Origin of the sequence: Streptomyces sp. NPDC059696 (genome assembly GCF_042733745.1) — a bacterium.
Lineage (GTDB): Bacteria > Actinomycetota > Actinomycetes > Streptomycetales > Streptomycetaceae > Streptomyces.
This window is the reverse complement of the sequence record NZ_JBHWFG010000055.1, coordinates 1-18,292: the sequence shown is the minus strand read 5'-3', so window position 1 is coordinate 18,292 and position 18,292 is coordinate 1. Positions and strand designations below refer to the sequence as shown.

The following is an 18,292-nucleotide window of genomic DNA, read 5'->3' as shown; positions in this document are numbered from 1 at the left end:
CCCGGGGGGTCCCGCGGCCCCCGGGGGGGGCGGGGGGGGGGGGGGGGGGGGGGGGGGGGGGGGGGCGGGGGGGGGGGGGGGGGGCGGGGGGGGGGGGGGGCCGGGGGGGGCGGCCGAGGCCGGGGGCGAGGCCGGGAGCGGGGGTGAGGGCAGGGGCGGCGCATAACGATCCCGCGCACTCCGGGTGCGCCCCTGTGCGCCAGGGCCGATGCTTGACCCGTGATGGACGAGACGGAGTTCTGGGAGCTGGTGGACGACGCCCGGGAGGCCGCCGAGGGCGACCCGGAAGAGCAGGCCGACCTGCTCGTGGACCGGCTCGCCCAGTTGGACCCGGACTCGGTCCTCGATTTCGCCCGTCACTTCGAGTCCCGCTACAACCGCGCCTACCGCTGGGACCTGTGGGGCGCCGCCTGGGTGCTGCTCGACGGGGCGAGCGACGACGCCTTCGACTTCTTCCGCTGCTGGCTGATCGGGCAGGGCCGGGAGGTGTTCGAGGGCGCCGTGCACGACCCGGACGCGCTCGCCGAGCTGCTGGACGACTTCGACGAGGAGATCGACGGGGACGGCGAGGAGCTCGGCTACGCGGCCGACGAGGCCTACGAGCAGCTCACCGGCGTGGTGGCGCCCGATCTGGAGATCGCGCCACCGCCCCCGGAGCCGGAGGGCACACCGCTCGACCTCGAGGACGACGACCTGCTCGCCGAGCGCTACCCCCGGCTGTGGCAGCGCTTCAGGGGCTGAGACCGCGGGGCCGTTCGTACGGGTAGGCGGGGAGGTCAGGACGCCGCGCGTTCGCTGTGACCTTGCCGTGGGCCGTCCGGCCGGCCCTGGAGGCGGGCCGCGAGCTGTCTGATCTCGGGCAGGCGGGCGTGCAGGGCGGCGCCCGGGCAGCTGGTCATGTAGCCGTCGTTGTGCCCCGCGAGGGCGGGCAGGCGTGCGGTGGTGCCGGCCGCGTAACGGCTCAGGCCGTTGCTGGAGACCAGCCGGACGTCCGATCGCGGGTCGGTGCCGGACAGGCCCAGCTTCCAGGCGGACACCGCGGCGATCGCGCGGATCAGGGGCCGCGGGACGGGCATGCCCTCGGTGAAGGTGCCGAGGGCGGCGATGCCGGAGGTGCGGTGGTTGAAGCCCTGGGTGTGGGCCCCGGTGACGGCACGCTCCACACCGCCGGCGCGGCCCTCGTAGATGGTGCCGCAGCGGTCGACGACGAAGTTGTAGCCGATGTCGTCCCAGTCGCGGGTGCCGGTCTGGCCGGTGTAGAGGTCCCGGATGATCCGGGGCGCGTCGGCGCAGTCGTAGCCGTTGGGCGAGTCGGTGTGGTGGACGAAGACGGCGGAGACCCGGTCGTCGTAGCGCGGGCGGGGCTGCGCGCGGCCGGCGTCGCCCAGCCAGTGCGCTCGGGACACGATGGGCGGGCGCGGGGCCGTGTAGGACATGGCCGGGTTGCGGGACGGGGCGGCGCGGGCGCCGGTGTCGGCGGCGTTCTCGACCCCGTGGGCGCACAGGAACAGCGCCAGGACGGCGGCGGCGCCCGGCAGGCAGCCGAGCAGCGCCCGGACGGCACGCGGCAGGCCGGCTATGCCGGGTGTCCGGTCGGCGGAGCGTCCGCGTGCGCCCCACCGTCTTCGGAAGACACGCATGGTCCCACTGTCGGCCCGATCCGGTCCGTCCGCGATGTGTGATGTGCCACCCGGTGGAACCATCGTCACGGTCCGCGACGTTTCTCCGGGTGCGGGCACACGGCGATTCCGATCTTCCGTGCGCGTGTGACTGATCACCGGGCCCTCCCCCCGCGTATTAAGGGGTTCCGAGAGAAAGGCGGCGTGCGTGGACCTGCTCGACATCCTGCTGTTGCTGGTCGTCCTGGCCTACGCGGCGTCCGGGTACCGGCGCGGGCTGGTGGCCGGCTGTGTGTCGCTGGCGGGCTTCGTGGGCGGCGCGGTCGTCGGCGTGTGGGTGCTGCCGTGGGTCATGGACCTGGTGGAGCCGGGCACCACGCGGGCGACGCTGGCGGCGGTGTTCACGGTGCTGCTCCCGGCGGTGGTGGGGCACGAGCTGGCGGGGCGCCTCGCGCTGCGGCTGCGGCGTGAGCTGGACCGGGGACCGCTGCGGGTGGCGGACGGGGTCGGCGGGGCCGTGGCCAACGCGGTGGCCGTGCTGATCGTGGCGTGGGTGGCGGCGAGTGTCCTCGGCGTGTCCTCGTCCCCGCTGGTCACCTCGGCGATCCGGGACTCGCGGCTGCTCGGCGCCGTGCAGCGCACCATGCCGGACACCACCCCGGCCTGGTTCTCCGGGGCCACGTCCGCGCTGACGCAGGCGGGCTTCCCGCAGGTCTTCAACCCCTTCGAGAACGAGTCGACGGCCGAGGTCGCCAAGCCCACCGGCGACAGCGTCACGGCGGCCGCCACCGACGCCGCCAAGCGGAGCACGGTGAAGGTCGAGGGTGTCACGGGCACCCAGGGCCGCGAGGGCAGCGGGTTCGTGTACGCGCGCGAGCACGTGATGACCAACGCCCACGTGGTGGCGGGCATCGACGAGCCGACCGTGCAGATCGGCGGGGTCGGGCGGACCTACGAGGCGCGCGTGGTGCTCTTCGACCCGCAGAAGGACGTGGCCGTGCTGTACGTGCCGGGTCTCAAGGCGCCCGTGCTGCGGTTCGACGACGACGCCGAGCGCGGTGACTCGGCGGTCGTCGCGGGCTACCCGGAGGACGGCGACCTGAACCTCCAGGCGGCGACGGTCGCGAACCGGGTGCGGGCGACGGGCCAGAACATCTACAACGACGGGACCGCGACCCGGGAGATCTACTCGATCCGCTCCACGGTCCGCCCGGGCAACTCGGGCGGCCCGCTGCTCACCACGGACGGCCGGGTGTTCGGCGTGGTCTTCGCCCGCTCCACCTCGGACGCCGAGACGGGCTATGTCCTGACGGCGGACGAGGTGGCCTCCGACGCGCGCAGCGCCGCGGGCGCGACGACCCCGGTGGACACCGGCGAGCCGGCCGCGTCGTAGCCCCGGCTCACAGGAAGCGCCCCATGAACACGTCCTCCACGTAGGTCCCGTCGAGGAGGAACTCCTCGGGCAGGACCCCCTCGACCACGAACCCCTCGGCCTCGTAGAGCGCCCGGGCGGCGGTGTTGTGCCCGAGGACCCGCAGGGTGAGGCGGCGGGCCCCGCGCCGGCGGGCCTCGTCGACGGCGGCCCGGACCAGCGCCCGCCCGGTCCCACGGCCGCGCGCCTCCTCGGCGACGGCGAGGCCCTGGATCTGGCGCACGTGCCGGTTCGAGTCGAGCGGGGTGGGGAATCCGAGCTGGACATAGCCCGCGAGCCGCCCGTCGAGCTCGGCCACCAGGCAGTCCTCGGGGGCGTGCCGCTCGCTGAAGAAGGGAGGGTACGGCGGCTGCGGCTCGGGCATCACCGCGTGCAGGTGCGACCAGGTGAGCCGGTCGAGCAGGGCCAGCTCCCCGTCGTCCTCCGGCCGGGCGACGCGGATACGCGGTGCGGGGAGCTCGGGCATGGGCGTCACCCTACGGCGAACGGATCGAGGGCTTGCAAGGCATTTACGGAGCCACCCGGCAGGATGGGTTCATGGAGCGTTCGACAATCGCGGTGGCGGGTGCGTCCGGGCTCATCGGCAGCGCCCTGGTGCGGTCCCTGACCGCCGACGGACACGAGGTGCGCCGTCTGGTGCGCGGTACGCCCCGCGCGGCCGGGGAGATCCGCTGGGACCCCGAGGGCGGCCGGGTGGACGCCGCCGGGCTCGCCGGCTGCGACGCGGTGGTCAACCTGGCCGGGGCCGGGGTCGGCGACCGGCGCTGGACGGAGGCCTACAAGCGGCGCATCCACGACAGCCGGGTGAAGGGCACGGCGGCCCTCGCCGAGGCGGTCGCGGCGCTGGACGCGAAGGAGCGGCCGCGGGTCTTCGTGAACGGCAGCGCCATCGGCTACTACGGCGAGACCGGGGAGCGCGCGGTCGACGAGAGCGCGCCCGCGGGCGAGGGGTTCCTGCCCTCGTTGTGCGTGGAGTGGGAGGGGGCCGCCGCACCCGCCCAGGAGGCCGGTGTGCGCACGGTGTTCACCCGGACCGGGCTGGTCGTCTCGCGCGAGGGCGGCGCCTGGGGGCGGCTGTTCCCGCTGTTCCGGGCGGGGGCCGGGGGGCGGATGGGCGACGGGCGGCAGTACTGGTCGTTCGTCGCGCTGCACGACGAAGTCGCCGCCATCCGGCATCTCCTCGACACCGACGGTCTGTCGGGGCCGTTCAACATCACCGCCCCGCATCCGGTGACGAACCGTGAGGTGACGGCGGCGATGGGGCGCGTGCTGAACCGCCCGACCCTGTTCCCGGTGCCCGCGGCCGTCCTGCGGACCGTGCTCGGCGAGATGGCCGGGGACGTCCTCGGCAGCGCCCGGATCCTTCCGGCGCGTCTGCTGGAGTCGGGCTTCCGGTTCGCTTTCCCGGAGATCGAGGGGGCGATCCGGGCGGCACTGTGACGGCTGATGCCGGGCGCCCGCAGGGCCGGGCGCAGTCCGGCGGTGGTGTACGGCGGCCACCCCGGCCGGGGCCGACCGGCGGATCCGAGCCAGGTTCTCCAGGCGCACACCAGCCTCCCGCGACCACTTCATGCCCACACGGCGTTGCCATGCGACCGCTGTGCGACCGTGCCCTGCCGATGCGCGACTGCCGTTGACCGATCACGGTCCTACCCTCGACCAGAACTCGCGTATCCCTGCGGCCTGTTGAGGGCATGACGTCTCCAGCGCCCGCGCAACCTCGAGGAGGGGCACGTGCTTGAGCCCGCGTACCAGGCGGACGTGGTCGTCGTGGGGGCCGGGGCCGCCGGACTCTCGGCCGCGCACCGGTTGACCAGCGCAGGAGTGACGACCATGGTCCTGGAGGCCGCCCACACGGTCGGCGGCCGCATGGCGACGGAGAAGGTCGACGGCTTCCGGCTCGACAGGATCGGCCAGTTGCTGTCCACGGCGTATCCCGAACTACGGCTGACACCGGGTCTCGACGACCTGGTGCTGCGGCCCTTCGCACCCGGTGTCCTGCTGCACGGCGACGGGCGCCACCACCGCGCCGGCGTCCAGCCGGGCGCAGGGGGCGCAAGGGGCGCACTGCACGCGGTTCGCGCGCTGGCGAGCGCCCCCCGGTCGCCGTCCGCGGCGAGGGCGCCCCGCAGGCCGGTGGCCGTGCCCGGCCGGCAGGTCTCGGTCCCCCGGAGCCGGCCCGGCGCACCGCTGGGCACGGCCGTCGACCAGGCCCGGCTGGGCGCCGCGCTGACCCGGCTGGCGGGCACACCGGCCGAACGGCTGCTGACGCGCCCCGAGGTGCCCGCCGGTGAGGCGCTGGCGGCGCGCGGCCTGCCCGCCCGGACGATCGACGGTTTCCTGCGTCCGCTGCTCGCCGCCCTGCTGTGCGACCCGGACCTGACGACGTCCAGCCGGTGCGCGGACCTCGCGCTGCGCGCCTTCGCGCGGGGCCGGTTGTGCCTGCCGGAGGGCGGCGCGGAGGCCCTGCCGGAGCTCCTGGCGCGCACGCTGCCGCCGGGCACGGTGCGCACCGGCGTGCGCGTCACCTCCGTCTCGACGACCTCGGTGACCACCGCGGAGCACGGGGAGATCCGGTGCCGGGCGGTGCTGGTGGCGACGGGTGCGCGCGCCGCCGCCGAGCTGCTGCCCGGGCTGCGGGTGCCGGAGTTCCATCCGGTGACGGTGGTGCACCACACGACCGACGAGCCGCCGGGCACGGGCGCGTCGCTGCTGCTCGACGCGGACCTCGGCGGGCCGGTCGCGCACACCGCGGTGGTCAGCCGGGTCGACCCGACCCGGGCGCCGGCCGGGCGGGCGCTGGTGTCGTCGACGGTGCTGGGGCGGTCTCCCGGGGATCTCGACACGGCGGTGCGGATGCATCTGGCGCGGTTGTACGGGGTGTCGACGGCCCGGTGGGAGACGCTGGCCGTGCACCGGACGGTGGAGGCGGTGCCGGCGATGCGGCCGCCGCATGATCTGCGGCGGCCGGTGCGGTTGATCGCCGGGCTGTACGTGTGCGGGGATCACCGCGACACCAGCACGGTGCAGGGGGCTTTGCACTCCGGGCATCGGGCGTCCGCGGCGATCCTGGCGGACCTCGGGGCGGGGCGGTCGATGCACGTCGCCGATCCGGTGCGGACTGTTCCGAGGGCCGCGTAGGTCGTTCGTCGGGTGCGGGCGCGTGGGGGTTGTTCCGCGCAGGTCCCCGCGCCCCTAGAGAAGGGCCGCCACTTTGTCGCGGTAGCTACGAACCGGCGCCGCGTCCTTGTAGGGCTCCAAGCGGCGCTCGAAGTCCCTGACATACTCCACCGCCCGCACCGAGCGCATCTCCGCGGCCTGGCCCGCCGCCTCCGCTCCCAGCTGGCAGGCCTGGTCGAGTTCGCCCAGGCCCAGGCGGGCGGTGGCGAGGACCACCCGGCAGAAGAGGCGGCTGCGGGCGAAGGAGGGGGCCCGCAACTGGAGCGAGCGCTCCGCGTGCTGGGCGGCGGCGCGGAACTGCTGCAGGTCGCGGTGGCAGTGGCCGAACTCGTCGGCGAGCTGTGCCTCGTCGAAGAACCTCGCCCAGTGCGGGACGTCGTCGCCGGGCCGGGCCGTCTCCAGGGCGCGTTCGGCCCGGACCAGGGCCGCGGTGCAGGCCCGGACCTCGCCGAGCACGCCGTGCCCGCGCGCCTCGGACGCGTGCAGCAGGGCCTGCACGACCGGGGGCCCGGAGGTGCCGACGCCCTGCTGGGCCACGCGGGCGAGCTGGACGGCCTCCCGCCCGTGCCCCAGGTAGACGGCCTGGCGGCTCATGGTGACCAGCACGTAGGCCCCGTACGTCCGGTCACCGGCCGCCTGGGAGAGCCGCAGCGCCTGCACGAAGTAGCGCTGGGCGAGTCCGTGCGCGGCGATGTCGTACGAGGTCCAGCCGGCGAGCCGGGTCAGGTCGGCGGCGGCCGCGAAGAGGCGGCGGCCGGTCTGTTCGCCGTAGGTGCCGCGCAGCATGGGCTCGCACTCGTGCTCCAGGTAGCGCACGAGGGCCTGGCGGGCGTGGCCGCCGCCGTAGGCGTCGTCGAGGGTGCGGAACAGTTCCCCGACCGAGCGCAGGGCGGCGATGTCCCCGGCGGTGACCTTCTGGCCGGGTCCCCGTTCGGCCTGGGCACGCTGGCGGGGCAGCGCGGCGGCGCCCTGTGCGGCCGGGGCCGTGGGGCGCGGCGCGGGGCGGCCCTGCGCCGGGATGCGGGCGGCGTGCGGCTCTCCGCGGGTGACCTTCTCGTCGGCCCGGCCGATCAGCCAGTCGCGGCTGGGCACCACGAGCCCGGCCGGGGTGAAGGCGATCTTGCGGAGCTCGGCGTGGCTGCCGGAGTCCTTGCGCCACAGCCCGCTGACGATGTCGACGGCCTCCTCGGGAGTGGCGGCGAACTCGAGCCCCGCGTAGACCGGGGCGCAGGCGTCCAGCCCGAGGTCCTGGGCGGTGAGGCGGCGGCCCAGACGCCGGGTGAAGACCTCGGCGATCAGGGCCGGGGTGGTGCCCCGGGGCTGCTGGCCGCGCAGCCATCGGGTGACGGACGTCTTGTCGTATCTCAGATCGAGCCCGTGTTCGAGACCGAGCTGGTCCACGCGACGGGCGAGTCCCGCGTTGGAGAACCCCGCTTCTGCGATGAGCGCGGCGAGCTGTCGGTTGGGGGTGCGCTGCGCGGGTCGTTCCGTCATGGTGCGGTGCGGTCTCCTGCCTTCCGGTGTCGGTGACGTGCCGGATTGCCTGTGAGCAGGCCTTTTGGCTTGCTGGACGGCGCGAATGTAGCGGAGAGTAAGCACCCCATCACACATTTTCCCGGACATTCATCCGATCGTGTGAGGATTGGCTCCGGGACTGACGTGTCCGGGCCGGGCGTACAGTGGCTTGGGCGCGCTACGTGCCTGATACACCCGTCCGAGGGAGGCGCTTGCGGTGAGTGAGTTGCGGTTCGTCCGCTTGGGGTTCGGTGACGAGGCCGTCGAGTACCAGGAGGCCTGGGACGAGCAGCGCCGGGTGCACGCGGCACGCTTCGCCGATGAGATCCCCGACACCGTGCTGCTCCTGGAGCACCCCCCGGTCTACACGGCCGGCCGGCGCACGGCGGACGACGAGCGGCCCCTCGACGGCACCCCCGTCATCGACGTGGACCGCGGCGGCAAGATCACCTGGCACGGCCCCGGCCAGCTGGTGGGCTACCCGATCCAGAAGCTCCCGCGCCCGGTGGACGTCGTGGCACACGTACGCCGCCTGGAGGAGGCCCTGATCCGCGCGTGCGCGGAGTTCGGCCTGGAGACCACCCGGGTCGAGGGCCGCAGCGGGGTGTGGATCCTGGGCGACCCGGTCGAGCAGCGGCCCGCACCGGGCGGACTGTCGCTGGACTTCGACCCCCGGCTCCAGGACGAGGAGTTCGACCCGCGCATGAACGGCCCGGAGTACGCGCCGTCCAACGCGGGCCAGCGCCGGGAGGACCGCAAGATCGCCGCGATCGGCATCCGCGTGGCCAAGGGCGTCACCATGCACGGTTTCGCCCTCAACGTGAACCCCGACAACAAGTGGTTCGACCGGATCATCCCCTGCGGCATCCGCGACGCGGGCGTCGCCTCCCTGGCCGGCGAGCTCGGCCGGGACGTGACGATCGAGGAGGTCCTGCCGGTCGTGGAGCGCCATCTGCGGGAGGTCCTGGAGAGCGCCGACCTGAAGCCCCGGGAGATCGAGAAGGCGCCTGCGGCATAGATCGGCCGCTGAGGGAGCTGGAGGGGTAGAGCCCACACAGGCTTTCAAATCAACGGGCGTACCCTTGAGGACGCCGAAGAATCAATCGCTAGGGAGCCGGTCGTGTCCGCAGTCGCACCCGACGGACGCAAGATGCTGCGCCTGGAGGTCCGCAACAGCCAGACCCCCATCGAGCGCAAGCCCGAGTGGATCAAGACCCGGGCGAAAATGGGCCCCGAGTACACCGCGATGCAGAAGCTCGTGAAGAGCGAGGGCCTGCACACGGTCTGCCAGGAAGCCGGCTGCCCCAACATCTACGAGTGCTGGGAGGACCGGGAGGCCACGTTCCTCATCGGTGGCGACCAGTGCACCCGGCGCTGTGACTTCTGCCAGATCGACACCGGCAAGCCCGAGGCGCTCGACCGCGACGAGCCCCGCCGCGTCGGCGAGTCCGTGGTCACGATGGACCTGAACTACGCCACGATCACCGGCGTCGCCCGCGACGACCTGGAGGACGGCGGCGCCTGGCTGTACGCGGAGACGGTCCGCCAGATCCACCAGCAGACCGCGGGGCGTGAGGGCGGCCACACCAAGGTCGAGCTGCTGGCCCCGGACTTCAACGCGGTCCCCGAGCAGCTGGCCGAGGTCTTCTCCTCCCGGCCCGAGGTCTTCGCGCACAACGTCGAGACGGTCCCGCGGATCTTCAAGCGCATCCGTCCCGGCTTCCGCTACGAGCGCTCCCTGAAGGTCATCACCGAGGCGCGCGACTACGGCCTGGTCACCAAGTCGAACCTGATCCTCGGCATGGGCGAGACCCGCGAGGAGGTCAGCGACGCCCTGAGGCAGCTGCACGAGGCGGGCTGCGAGCTGGTCACCATCACGCAGTACCTGCGCCCCTCGGTGCGCCACCACCCGGTGGAGCGCTGGGTCAAGCCGCACGAGTTCGTGGAGCTCCAGCAGGAGGCCGAGCAGATCGGCTTCTCCGGCGTGATGTCCGGACCGCTGGTGCGCTCCTCCTACCGGGCCGGGCGGCTCTACCGGATGGCCATGGAGCAGCGTGATGCGACCGCTCCGCAGGAGGACGGGGCCGTCGCGGCGCAGGCCGTCTGACAGACCGTCACCACCCCTGCCCCGTACGGGGTGAGACAAGCGTGTGAATTCGCGCACAAGAGACTACTCGGCAGTAGCGGCCGAATCGACGCGGTCCTGACCGTCCTCGCAGATGAGGACACATGTCAGGACCGCGTCGGCGTTCCACCGCTCCCCGCCAGGGCTTCATGGGTGTTTGACCGGCCGGTCACGCCCTGGTAACACCAATCAGTGACGCTGAACTCACAGCACGTACACCCGCCACCCGAGGGGGGACCTCACCCATGCAGGCCGCGCCGCCCGTCCGCGCCACCGCGATCCCGTCCTTCACGACCGCACTGCGCGCCGTCGAGTCGCTGCTGATGAGCAGTGGTCAGCGCACCGCCCGCCGCAACGCCTGGACCTCCGTGCTGGAGGACCGCCGGCGCGCCAAGGACCGGGTCGAGACGCAGCGCGTCATCGAGCAGTCCCTGTCCGTCCGTCCCTGACTCCCGGCCCTCCCCCGGGGCGCCCGCGGGCACTGCCGTCGTCGGCGCTTGTGGGGCCACGTAGACTTCGTGGCATGGCGAGGAAGGAACCTGCAGCGGACGCTGCGAATGCCGGGCGACTGAAGCAGATCGCCCTGACCTACAAGATGACCCGCAGGGCCGACAAGAAGATCGGTCTTGTACTCGCGGCTGTCGGAATCGTCACCTTCGGTGTCTTCCTCGCGATCGGTTTCTTGATCGGCCACCCCATCTATCTAGGCATCCTGGGCCTCCTGCTCGCCTTCCTCGCGACGGCGATCGTGTTCGGGCGCCGGGCCGAGCGGGCCGCCTTCGGGCAGATGGAGGGCCAGCCCGGTGCTGCCGCGGCGGTGCTCGACAACATCGGCCGGGGCTGGACGACGACGCCCGCGGTGGCGATGAACCGCAACCAGGACGTGGTGCACCGCGCGGTCGGCAAGGCCGGCATCGTGCTGGTCGCCGAGGGCAACCCGAACCGGGTGAAGACCCTGCTGGCCGCCGAGAAGCGGAAGATGAACCGCATCGTCGCGGACGTCCCGGTGCACGACCTGGTCGTGGGCACGGGCGAGGGGCAGGTCGAGCTGAAGAAGCTGCGGACGACCATGCTGAAGCTCCCGCGGGTGCTGACCGGTCCGCAGGTCACGGCCACCAACGACCGGCTGCGCGCCCTCGGTGACCTGATGAGCAACATGCCGCTGCCGAAGGGGCCGATGCCGAAGGGCATGCGGCTGCCGAAGGGCGGGCCGAAGGCTCGCTGACACTCCGCACACGGAGACACGCACGGAGACACTCCGCACCCAGACATGAACGAGGGGCGCCCGGATCACACCGGGCGCCCCTCGTTCATGTCCGTGCCGTGCCGACCGGACGCTTCCGCCCGGGTGGATCAGATGCGGACCTCGACGATCAGATGCGGACCTCGACCGTGCCCGCCAGCCGGTCGTGCAGGCCACGGCCGTCGCGGTCCCAGATCAGAGCCGGGATCGCGAGGAAGAGCAGGACCGTACGCAGAGCGGCGCGCCACGGGCTGACCCGGCCGGTGCCCAGCGCGAGCACCCGCAGTCCGAACAGGCGCTTGCCGGGGGTGGAGCCGACGGTGCCGACGGTGAGGACCATCAGCGCGAACATGATGAGCGGCGCCCAGATCTGCGCCGCCTCGTTGTAGCTCTGCGTGATGAGACCGTATGCGATCAGGAGACACAGGCCCCAGTCGACGGCGAGGGCGCCGATCCGCCGGCCCGGGCGGGCGATCGAGCCGGGCCCCTCCTCGGGCAGACCCAGCTGCTCACCGCGGTATCCGAAGTCGACACCGGCCTCTTCCGCGGCCGCGCGGGGCCCGGAAAGCCACGATCCGAGTGCTTGCCTGTTGTCCACCCGTCCACGGTACTGCGCCCGTAAACGACCAGGGCACGGCGGGGTGTGTCCGGGCTACGGTGGAGGGTGAGCCGGTTAACTTGTGCGAAACAAACGAGTCACGCCCGAGAAATCACCCGTCCCTAGGGTCGAGGTCAGCGTGTGCCACCCGCACTGGCCGCACGAACGAACTACCACCCCGGCGGGACGGTCGGGAGTAGGAGGAGCTGGATGTTCCAGAACGCCGACGAGGCCAAGAAGTTCATCGCGGACGAGGACGTCAAGTTCATCGACGTCCGCTTCTGCGACCTCCCGGGCGTGATGCAGCACTTCACGGTGCCTGCGGAGGCGTTCGACGCTGACGAGGAGCTCGCCTTCGACGGCTCCTCGATCCGTGGCTTCCAGGCCATTCACGAGTCCGACATGGCGCTGCGCGCGGACCTCTCGACCGCCCGGGTCGACCCGTTCCGCCGTGACAAGACGCTGAACATCAACTTCTTCATCCACGACCCGATCACGGGCGAGCAGTACTCCCGTGACCCGCGCAACGTGGCGAAGAAGGCCGAGGCCTACCTCGCGTCGACCGGCATCGCCGACACGGCGTACTTCGGCCCCGAGGCCGAGTTCTACGTCTTCGACTCCGTCCGCTTCGCGACCACCGCGAACGAGTCCTTCTACCACATCGACTCCGAGGCGGGCGCCTGGAACACCGGTGCCCTCGAGGACAACCGTGGTTACAAGGTCCGCTACAAGGGCGGTTACTTCCCGGTCCCGCCGGTCGACCACTTCGCGGACCTGCGTGCCCAGATCTCCCTGGAGCTGGACCGCGCCGGCCTGAAGGTCGAGCGCCAGCACCACGAGGTGGGCACCGCCGGCCAGGCCGAGATCAACTACAAGTTCAACACGCTGCTCGCCGCGGCCGACGACCTGCAGCTCTTCAAGTACATCGTGAAGAACGTGGCGTGGCAGAACGGCAAGACCGCGACCTTCATGCCGAAGCCGATCTTCGGTGACAACGGCTCGGGCATGCACGTCCACCAGTCGCTGTGGACCGGCGGCCAGCCGCTGTTCTACGACGAGGCCGGTTACGCGGGTCTGTCGGACACCGCCCGCTACTACATCGGCGGCATCCTCAAGCACGCCCCGTCGCTGCTGGCCTTCACCAACCCGACGGTGAACTCGTACCACCGTCTGGTGCCGGGCTTCGAGGCGCCGGTCAACCTGGTGTACTCGCAGCGCAACCGCTCCGCCGCGATGCGTATCCCGATCACGGGCTCGAACCCGAAGGCCAAGCGCGTCGAGTTCCGCGCCCCGGACGCCTCCGGCAACCCGTACCTGGCCTTCTCGGCGCTGCTGCTGGCGGGCCTGGACGGCATCAAGAACAAGATCGAGCCGGCCGAGCCGATCGACAAGGACCTGTACGAGCTGGCTCCCGAGGAGCACGCGAACGTCGCCCAGGTCCCGACCTCCCTCGGCGCGGTCCTGGACCGCCTGGAGGCCGACCACGAGTTCCTGCTCCAGGGCGACGTGTTCACCCCGGACCTGATCGAGACGTGGATCGACTTCAAGCGCACCAACGAGATCGCCCCGCTCCAGCTGCGTCCGCACCCGCACGAGTTCGAGCTGTACTTCGACGTGTGATCGACGCCTGATCGAGGCAAGACCGACCGCGCCCCCGCCGTCCTTCCGACGGCGGGGGCGCGGTCGTCTGTTCTATTCTTGGGGCAGGACCACACGGGGGTGGATGGGAATGGCGGAGCACGAACAGGACGACCAGCAGAGCGAGTTCGACCTTCGATGGGCGGACCGGGCCGAGCACAAGGAGCCCTCCGCGCGGGCCCGGATGCTCGCCGCGCGCTGGAAGCACAACCCGCCCGGGCCCGTGCCGTTCCGCGCCGACCCGGAGCACGTCGGCTCCCGCCGCCGCTCCCCGTGGATCTCGACGGCGGTGGTACTGGGGTGCGTGGCGGCGGTGATCGTGCTGCTGGGATACATCGACTTCAGGGCGCCGTACTAGGACCGGGGCACGGACGCCGACGTCGTACGCGCGCCGGCCGGTGTTCGCGCGCCTACGCTCCCCCGCAACGGCCCCTCGCACGGGCGCGGGCATGGCCCGCGCGGCGGCCCGGGGCGGGTGACACGCCCTCGGTCGAACGTCCGCTTCGCCCCGCTGCGGCCGGCGAGGGCGGGCGGCCGGGTCCCGGTCGCGGGACCGGCGCGGGCTGCTAGCGTCCCGCGCCGTGAGTGACAGCGTGTATGTGGGGAACGCCGGCGAGGACGCGGCGCTGGACCGCGGATGGATCCTCGGGCACTTCAAGGACGCCGGGGATCCGCGGCACAGTGAGGACGTGGAGATCAAATGGGGTGTGCATCCCCGGGGCGACGAGCGGGCCGCCTGGGTGCGGGGTGAGGCGCGCACCGCGCTGCTGGTGCTGATCAGCGGGCGGTTCCGGGTGGAGTTGCCCGGGCGCAGCGTGCTGCTGAAGCGGCAGGGGGACTACGTCGTGTGGGGGCGCGGCGTCGATCACTCGTGGCTCGCGGAGGAGGAGTCGGTGGTGCTGACCGTGCGGTGGCCGTCAGTGCCCGGCTACGCGGTGGCCCAGGGCGTGCCAACCGCGTGAGCGGGGCGCCTTTGCCCGCTCTGGGGGCGTGCGCGACCCGCTCATGAGAGTGGCCGGTGCACACTGGCTGTGGGACGAGTGCGTGACTGCGGGGTGAGGCAGATGCACAGCCGCTTCCGGAGCGACCGGCGGTTGACCACCCGGATGGGGATCACGCTGTTCCTGCTCGGACTGTTGTACGTGGGGTTCGTCGCCGCGTTGATCGTGCTGCTGAAGTCGTGGGTGCTGGTCGTGGTGGTCGCGGCGGCGCTGCTCGGCGCGCAGTACTGGTTCTCGGACCGCATCGCGCTGTACGCCATGCGGGGCCGGGTCGTCGAGCGGGACGAGTATCCCGGGCTGCACGGTGTCGTGGACCGGCTCTGTGCCGTCGCCGACATGCCGAAGCCGGTCGTCGCCGTGTCCGAGATGGACATGCCGAACGCGTTCGCCACCGGGCGGAATCCGGATCACGCGGTGGTGTGCGTGACGACCGGGCTGCTGCGGCGGCTGGAGCCGGCGGAGCTGGAGGGCGTCCTCGCCCACGAGCTCTCGCACGTGGCGCACAAGGACGTCGCCGTGATCACGGTCGCCTCGTTCCTCGGTGTGATCGCCGGGTTGATCGTGCGGTTCGCCTTCTACTCGCAGGTGTTCGGCGGCGCCCGCCGGGACCAGAACACGGCCGCGGTCTTCGCCGCGGTGATGGGCGTGGCCGCCGCCGTGTACGCGATCAGCTTCCTGCTGATCCGGGCGCTGTCCCGGTACCGGGAGCTGGCCGCGGACCGGGCGGCGGCGCTGCTCACCGGCAGGCCCTCGGCGCTGGCCTCCGCGCTCACCAAGGTCTCCGGCGACATCGCCCGCATCCCGACCAGGGACCTGCGCACGGCTCAGGCGTTCAACGCCTTCTACTTCACGCCGGCGCTGGGCCGTGAGCCCGGTGTCGCACGGCTCTTCTCGACCCACCCGAGTCTGGAGCAGCGGCTCGATCAGCTGGGCCGGATCTCCGCCGAGCTGGGCGAGGCGGCGGCACCCGGAGGGGGATGATCGGCGCATGGGGCTGCTGGACATCCTGCTCGGCCGGACGAAACCGGTCGTGGCGGATCTCGACCGGCTCTTCGCGCTGCCGTCGGCGGCCGTGACCCTGGAGGCGGCGGCCGGCTTCACGCCGACCGGGCAGGGCGCGGTGTGTTTCGCCTCGGTCGAGGGCGCGGCCTTCGAGCAGTCCCACCGGGAGGTGCAGGCGCTTCTGGACGCCGACATCGACCGCGACGGGCCGCCGGTGGAGCTGCGGCAGGACGACTACGGCTACTCCTGGCTGGTCTCGCACCGTCCCCCCGACCGGCTGTCGGACCTGGTGAACGATCTGCACGCCGTGAACAGCCAGATGGAGGTCAACGGGTTCGGGCCGCAACTGCTGTGTTCCCTGGCCGGGTTCGAGGACTCCGCCGGCCGGCGGCTCGCGCTGGTCTACCTCTACAAGCGCGGCACCTTCTATCCGTTCGCACCGCTGCCGGACGGGACGCAGCGGCGCGACAACGCGCTCGAACTGCAGGTGCGGGCCGCGCTCTCCGGCGATCTGCGCATCGAGCAGGACCTCGGCCGGTGGTTCCCGGTGTGGGGGGCGCCCGGACTGTGAACTCCCCTCGGGGACGCGGTCCGCGTGAGTGAATGGCCGTATGAGTGAGGTCATCCCTTTCACGCACGTCGTCGGCGGCGAGCGGCTCAGCGGGCTGTCCACGGGCGACGGCCGAGAGCGGGCCCGGGCGACGGTCGTGCTGCTGCACGGCGCGGGCAACGGCAGCAAGGAGCGGCTGGTGCCGTTGCTGGAGGATTTCGCCGCCCACGGCTGTTACGCCCTCGCCTTCGACTTCTCGGGCCACGGGGAAAGCACGGGACTGCTGCGGGAGTTGAGCCTGCGCCGCCGCTTCGAGCAGGCCGTGTCCGTCATCGACGCCCGCGCCGGTGCGGACGGGCCGTTGATGCTGGTGGGGTTCAGCATGAGCGGCCAGACGGTGGCGGACCTCGTGCGGCACTACGGGGTCCGGGTGGCGGCGCTGGGCCTGTGCGCGCCGGCCGTGTACGCGGGCGCGGCCTGGGACGTGCCCTTCGGTGCGGGCGACGGGCCGTTCAGCGAGATCATCCGCCGACCCGGCAGCTGGCGCACGTCCCCCGCCCTGGACGTGCTGCGGGCGTACGAGGGGCGGGCCGTACTGGTGCTGCCGGGCACGGATGAGGTGATCCCGCCCGAGGTCACGAAGACCCTCTGCGAGGCCCTGACGCGGCGCGCCCAGTTCACCCACCGGGAACTCCCGGACGCGGAGCACCGCTTGGGCTCGTGGTTCCGCGATCACCCTCAGGACCGGCAGGACTTCGTGCGAGCCGTCCTGACCGGGCTCGGTGACCAGGGCTGGACCGCGACCCGGGCATGAGGGTGGCCAAGCAGCTCCCGGAAGGCCGCACGGTCGCCGCGCGGTCCTTCCTGACCGGGGCTGATGGAACGCTACGGCCGAGACGGCGGGCCGGTCGGGGTGGTTGTCAGTGGTGTCCGCGATGATGCGGGAGGGTCGTAGGGACGCGGCGAGTGGAGGCCGGGCATGGGCGGCGCAGCGCGGTACATCGATGGGGCGGAGCGGCGGGCCCGGCTCGCGCTGCGGCACCGGCTGGCCGGGCGGGCCCGGGCGGGGACGCCCGAGGAGGTCGCCGACGCGCTGGTGGCGCTGCACGGCACCGACCCGGCGACGGTGTACCTGGCCGTGGGAGCTCGGCTCGCGGACCCCGCCGGGACCGTCCGGGAGACGGAGCGGGCCCTGTACGAGGACCGTCACCTGGTGCGGATGCACGGCATGCGGCACACGGTGTTCGTGTTCCCCACCGCCCTGACCGCCGTCGTGCACGCCTCGACCGGGCTGGCCGTCGCCGCCCGGGAGCGGGCCTCGCTGCTCAAGCACATGGCGACGGCCGGCGCGCCGGACGCGGCCTGGCTGAAGGAGGTCGAGGAGTCGACGCTGGCGGCCCTCGCCCGGCGCGGACAGGCGACCGCGACGGAACTCGCCGAGGACGAACCGCGGTTGCGGGAGCAGTTCGTGTACGCGGCCGGGAAGAGCTACGAGGGCGTGCACACGCTCTCCACCCGGCTGCTGAGGGTCCTGGGCGTCGAGGGGAAGGTCGTGCGCGGCCGGCCGCTCGGCTCCTGGACATCCAGTCGGTTCCGCTGGGCCGTGGCACCCGAGCATGCCGAGCTGGACACCGCCGGGGCGCAGGCCGAGCTGCTGAGACGCTGGCTCGCCGCGTGCGGTCCGGCGACCGAGGCCGACCTGAAGTGGTGGACGGGGTGGCGCGTGACGGAGGTCCGCCGGGCCCTGGCCTCGGCCGGGGCGGAGGCGGTCTCGCTGGACGGGGACACCGGGTACGTGGCCGCGGGTGACGCCGACCCGGTTCCGGAGCCCGGGGAGCCCTGGGCCGCTCTGCTGCCCGGCCTCGACCCGACGGCGATGGGGTGGCAGCAGCGCGACTGGTACCTCGCGCCGGAGTTGCGGCCCCGGCTGTTCGACGGCAGCGGCAACGTCGGACCGACGGTGTGGTGGAACGGACGGGTGGTGGGCGGCTGGGCGCAGCGGCGGGACGGGGAGATCGTCTGGCGGCTCCTCGACGAGGAAGGCGTCGGCCGGGACGCGCTCGCGGCGATCGAGGCGGAGGCCGAGCGGCTGAGCGGGTGGCTCGGCACGACCAGGATCACACCCCGCTTCCGCACGCCGCTGGAGAAGGAACTGGCGGCGGGCTGAGGTGGCTGCTCCGGCGGCCGAGGTGTCATCCGTCCTGATCGGCGCCCGGGACGAGCGGAAGCTGCGCCAGAACCTCGGCGCCATCGGCTGGAACCTCACCCCCGGGCAGGGGGGCCGGGGGCGCGCCGGGCGCCCGGGCCCCCGCCCCGCCCCCCACCCGCGCCCCGGGGGGCCCGGGGCATATAAAAAAAAAAACCAGGCCACCCAAGGAAGAGTGTAGAA

Annotated in this window: 19 protein-coding genes; 15 read left to right on the top strand and 4 right to left on the bottom strand. The window is 72.7% G+C overall.

The features are described from left to right. Window positions 1–222: 222 nt before the first annotated feature. The gene (locus ACFV20_RS35075) at window positions 223–741 is read left to right on the top strand and encodes a DUF4240 domain-containing protein (protein WP_385664791.1); all 519 of its coding nucleotides are present in this window, start codon (window positions 223–225) and stop codon (window positions 739–741) included. Between the two features lie 35 nt (window positions 742–776). On the opposite strand, the gene ACFV20_RS35070 is transcribed toward ACFV20_RS35075, so the two are convergent. After that, window positions 777–1,640, bottom strand: a complete 864-nt coding sequence (locus tag ACFV20_RS35070; protein WP_385664751.1) for a peptidoglycan recognition protein — start codon at window positions 1,638–1,640, stop codon at window positions 777–779. Between the two features lie 187 nt (window positions 1,641–1,827). Between ACFV20_RS35070 and ACFV20_RS35065 the strand changes: the two genes are divergently transcribed. Next, a complete protein-coding gene (locus ACFV20_RS35065; protein ID WP_385664748.1) occupies window positions 1,828–3,012 on the top strand; it encodes a MarP family serine protease in 1,185 nt (394 codons plus the stop codon). A gap of 7 nt (window positions 3,013–3,019) precedes the next feature. On the opposite strand, the gene ACFV20_RS35060 is transcribed toward ACFV20_RS35065, so the two are convergent. After that, window positions 3,020–3,517, bottom strand: a complete 498-nt coding sequence (locus ACFV20_RS35060; protein ID WP_385664745.1) for a GNAT family N-acetyltransferase — start codon at window positions 3,515–3,517, stop codon at window positions 3,020–3,022. 71 nt (window positions 3,518–3,588) lie between these two features. On the opposite strand from ACFV20_RS35060, the gene ACFV20_RS35055 reads away from it, so the two are divergent. Together ACFV20_RS35055 and ACFV20_RS35050 are read left to right on the top strand one after the other, a co-directional pair. Next, on the top strand, window positions 3,589–4,491 hold the full coding sequence (locus ACFV20_RS35055; RefSeq protein WP_385664742.1) for a TIGR01777 family oxidoreductase: 903 nt from the start codon (window positions 3,589–3,591) through the stop codon (window positions 4,489–4,491). 294 nt (window positions 4,492–4,785) lie between these two features. Continuing rightward, window positions 4,786–6,192 carry an NAD(P)/FAD-dependent oxidoreductase gene (locus ACFV20_RS35050; protein WP_385664739.1) on the top strand — a complete coding sequence of 469 codons (1,407 nt, stop codon included), beginning with the start codon at window positions 4,786–4,788 and terminating at the stop codon, window positions 6,190–6,192. A 54-nt stretch (window positions 6,193–6,246) separates the two neighbouring features. Here the strand turns inward: ACFV20_RS35050 and ACFV20_RS35045 are convergent, their stop codons facing one another. Then, entirely contained in the window at window positions 6,247–7,725 is a 1,479-nt protein-coding gene (locus ACFV20_RS35045) for a regulator (protein ID WP_385664736.1), read from the bottom strand. Window positions 7,726–7,963: 238 nt separating this feature from the next. Between ACFV20_RS35045 and lipB the strand changes: the two genes are divergently transcribed. From lipB to ACFV20_RS35025, 4 genes are all read left to right on the top strand, one after another. After that, complete coding sequence (gene lipB, locus ACFV20_RS35040; protein ID WP_385664733.1) at window positions 7,964–8,764, top strand: lipoyl(octanoyl) transferase LipB; 801 nt, start codon at window positions 7,964–7,966, stop codon at window positions 8,762–8,764. Between the two features lie 102 nt (window positions 8,765–8,866). Continuing rightward, window positions 8,867–9,853: a lipoyl synthase gene (gene lipA / locus ACFV20_RS35035; protein ID WP_385664730.1), complete on the top strand. Its 987-nt coding sequence runs from the start codon at window positions 8,867–8,869 to the stop codon at window positions 9,851–9,853. Between the two features lie 263 nt (window positions 9,854–10,116). After that, the gene (locus ACFV20_RS35030) at window positions 10,117–10,320 is read left to right on the top strand and encodes a hypothetical protein (protein ID WP_030837456.1); all 204 of its coding nucleotides are present in this window, start codon (window positions 10,117–10,119) and stop codon (window positions 10,318–10,320) included. A 74-nt stretch (window positions 10,321–10,394) separates the two neighbouring features. Then, window positions 10,395–11,096 (top strand): DUF4191 domain-containing protein, encoded by a 702-nt coding sequence (locus tag ACFV20_RS35025; protein WP_234847544.1) that lies wholly within the window; start codon window positions 10,395–10,397, stop codon window positions 11,094–11,096. Between the two features lie 148 nt (window positions 11,097–11,244). On the opposite strand, the gene ACFV20_RS35020 is transcribed toward ACFV20_RS35025, so the two are convergent. Beyond that, window positions 11,245–11,712 carry an RDD family protein gene (locus ACFV20_RS35020; protein WP_385664726.1) on the bottom strand — a complete coding sequence of 156 codons (468 nt, stop codon included), beginning with the start codon at window positions 11,710–11,712 and terminating at the stop codon, window positions 11,245–11,247. A gap of 210 nt (window positions 11,713–11,922) precedes the next feature. Between ACFV20_RS35020 and glnA the strand changes: the two genes are divergently transcribed. The 7 genes from glnA (at window position 11,923) to ACFV20_RS34985 (ending at window position 18,070) form a co-directional block, all read left to right on the top strand. Further along, window positions 11,923–13,332 (top strand): type I glutamate--ammonia ligase, encoded by a 1,410-nt coding sequence (gene glnA / locus ACFV20_RS35015; protein ID WP_366718381.1) that lies wholly within the window; start codon window positions 11,923–11,925, stop codon window positions 13,330–13,332. Window positions 13,333–13,441: 109 nt separating this feature from the next. Then, window positions 13,442–13,708, top strand: coding sequence for a hypothetical protein (locus ACFV20_RS35010; protein WP_385664723.1), 267 nt, complete (start codon window positions 13,442–13,444; stop codon window positions 13,706–13,708). Between the two features lie 223 nt (window positions 13,709–13,931). After that, entirely contained in the window at window positions 13,932–14,312 is a 381-nt protein-coding gene (locus ACFV20_RS35005; RefSeq protein WP_385664721.1) for a signal peptidase I, read from the top strand. A 102-nt stretch (window positions 14,313–14,414) separates the two neighbouring features. Beyond that, complete coding sequence (gene htpX, locus ACFV20_RS35000) at window positions 14,415–15,332, top strand: zinc metalloprotease HtpX (RefSeq protein WP_385664718.1); 918 nt, start codon at window positions 14,415–14,417, stop codon at window positions 15,330–15,332. Between the two features lie 7 nt (window positions 15,333–15,339). Next, a complete protein-coding gene (locus tag ACFV20_RS34995; protein WP_385664715.1) occupies window positions 15,340–15,924 on the top strand; it encodes a hypothetical protein in 585 nt (194 codons plus the stop codon). Window positions 15,925–15,964: 40 nt separating this feature from the next. Then, window positions 15,965–16,717 (top strand): alpha/beta hydrolase, encoded by a 753-nt coding sequence (locus tag ACFV20_RS34990; protein WP_385664712.1) that lies wholly within the window; start codon window positions 15,965–15,967, stop codon window positions 16,715–16,717. A gap of 165 nt (window positions 16,718–16,882) precedes the next feature. After that, complete coding sequence (locus ACFV20_RS34985) at window positions 16,883–18,070, top strand: winged helix DNA-binding domain-containing protein (protein ID WP_385664709.1); 1,188 nt, start codon at window positions 16,883–16,885, stop codon at window positions 18,068–18,070. Window positions 18,071–18,292 lie beyond the last annotated feature (222 nt).

Coding starts and splice junctions, on each gene's coding strand:
- htpX (WP_385664718.1), top strand. CDS start 14,415: ATGCACAGCCGCTTCCGGAGCGACCGGCGGTTGACCACCCGGATGGGG.
- ACFV20_RS35010 (WP_385664723.1), top strand. CDS start 13,442: ATGGCGGAGCACGAACAGGACGACCAGCAGAGCGAGTTCGACCTTCGA.
- ACFV20_RS35070 (WP_385664751.1), bottom strand. CDS start 1,640: ATGCGTGTCTTCCGAAGACGGTGGGGCGCACGCGGACGCTCCGCCGAC.
- glnA (WP_366718381.1), top strand. CDS start 11,923: ATGTTCCAGAACGCCGACGAGGCCAAGAAGTTCATCGCGGACGAGGAC.
- ACFV20_RS35030 (WP_030837456.1), top strand. CDS start 10,117: ATGCAGGCCGCGCCGCCCGTCCGCGCCACCGCGATCCCGTCCTTCACG.
- ACFV20_RS35075 (WP_385664791.1), top strand. CDS start 223: ATGGACGAGACGGAGTTCTGGGAGCTGGTGGACGACGCCCGGGAGGCC.
- ACFV20_RS34990 (WP_385664712.1), top strand. CDS start 15,965: ATGAGTGAGGTCATCCCTTTCACGCACGTCGTCGGCGGCGAGCGGCTC.
- ACFV20_RS35025 (WP_234847544.1), top strand. CDS start 10,395: ATGGCGAGGAAGGAACCTGCAGCGGACGCTGCGAATGCCGGGCGACTG.
- ACFV20_RS35045 (WP_385664736.1), bottom strand. CDS start 7,725: ATGACGGAACGACCCGCGCAGCGCACCCCCAACCGACAGCTCGCCGCG.
- ACFV20_RS34995 (WP_385664715.1), top strand. CDS start 15,340: ATGGGGCTGCTGGACATCCTGCTCGGCCGGACGAAACCGGTCGTGGCG.
- ACFV20_RS34985 (WP_385664709.1), top strand. CDS start 16,883: ATGGGCGGCGCAGCGCGGTACATCGATGGGGCGGAGCGGCGGGCCCGG.
- ACFV20_RS35055 (WP_385664742.1), top strand. CDS start 3,589: ATGGAGCGTTCGACAATCGCGGTGGCGGGTGCGTCCGGGCTCATCGGC.
- ACFV20_RS35060 (WP_385664745.1), bottom strand. CDS start 3,517: ATGCCCGAGCTCCCCGCACCGCGTATCCGCGTCGCCCGGCCGGAGGAC.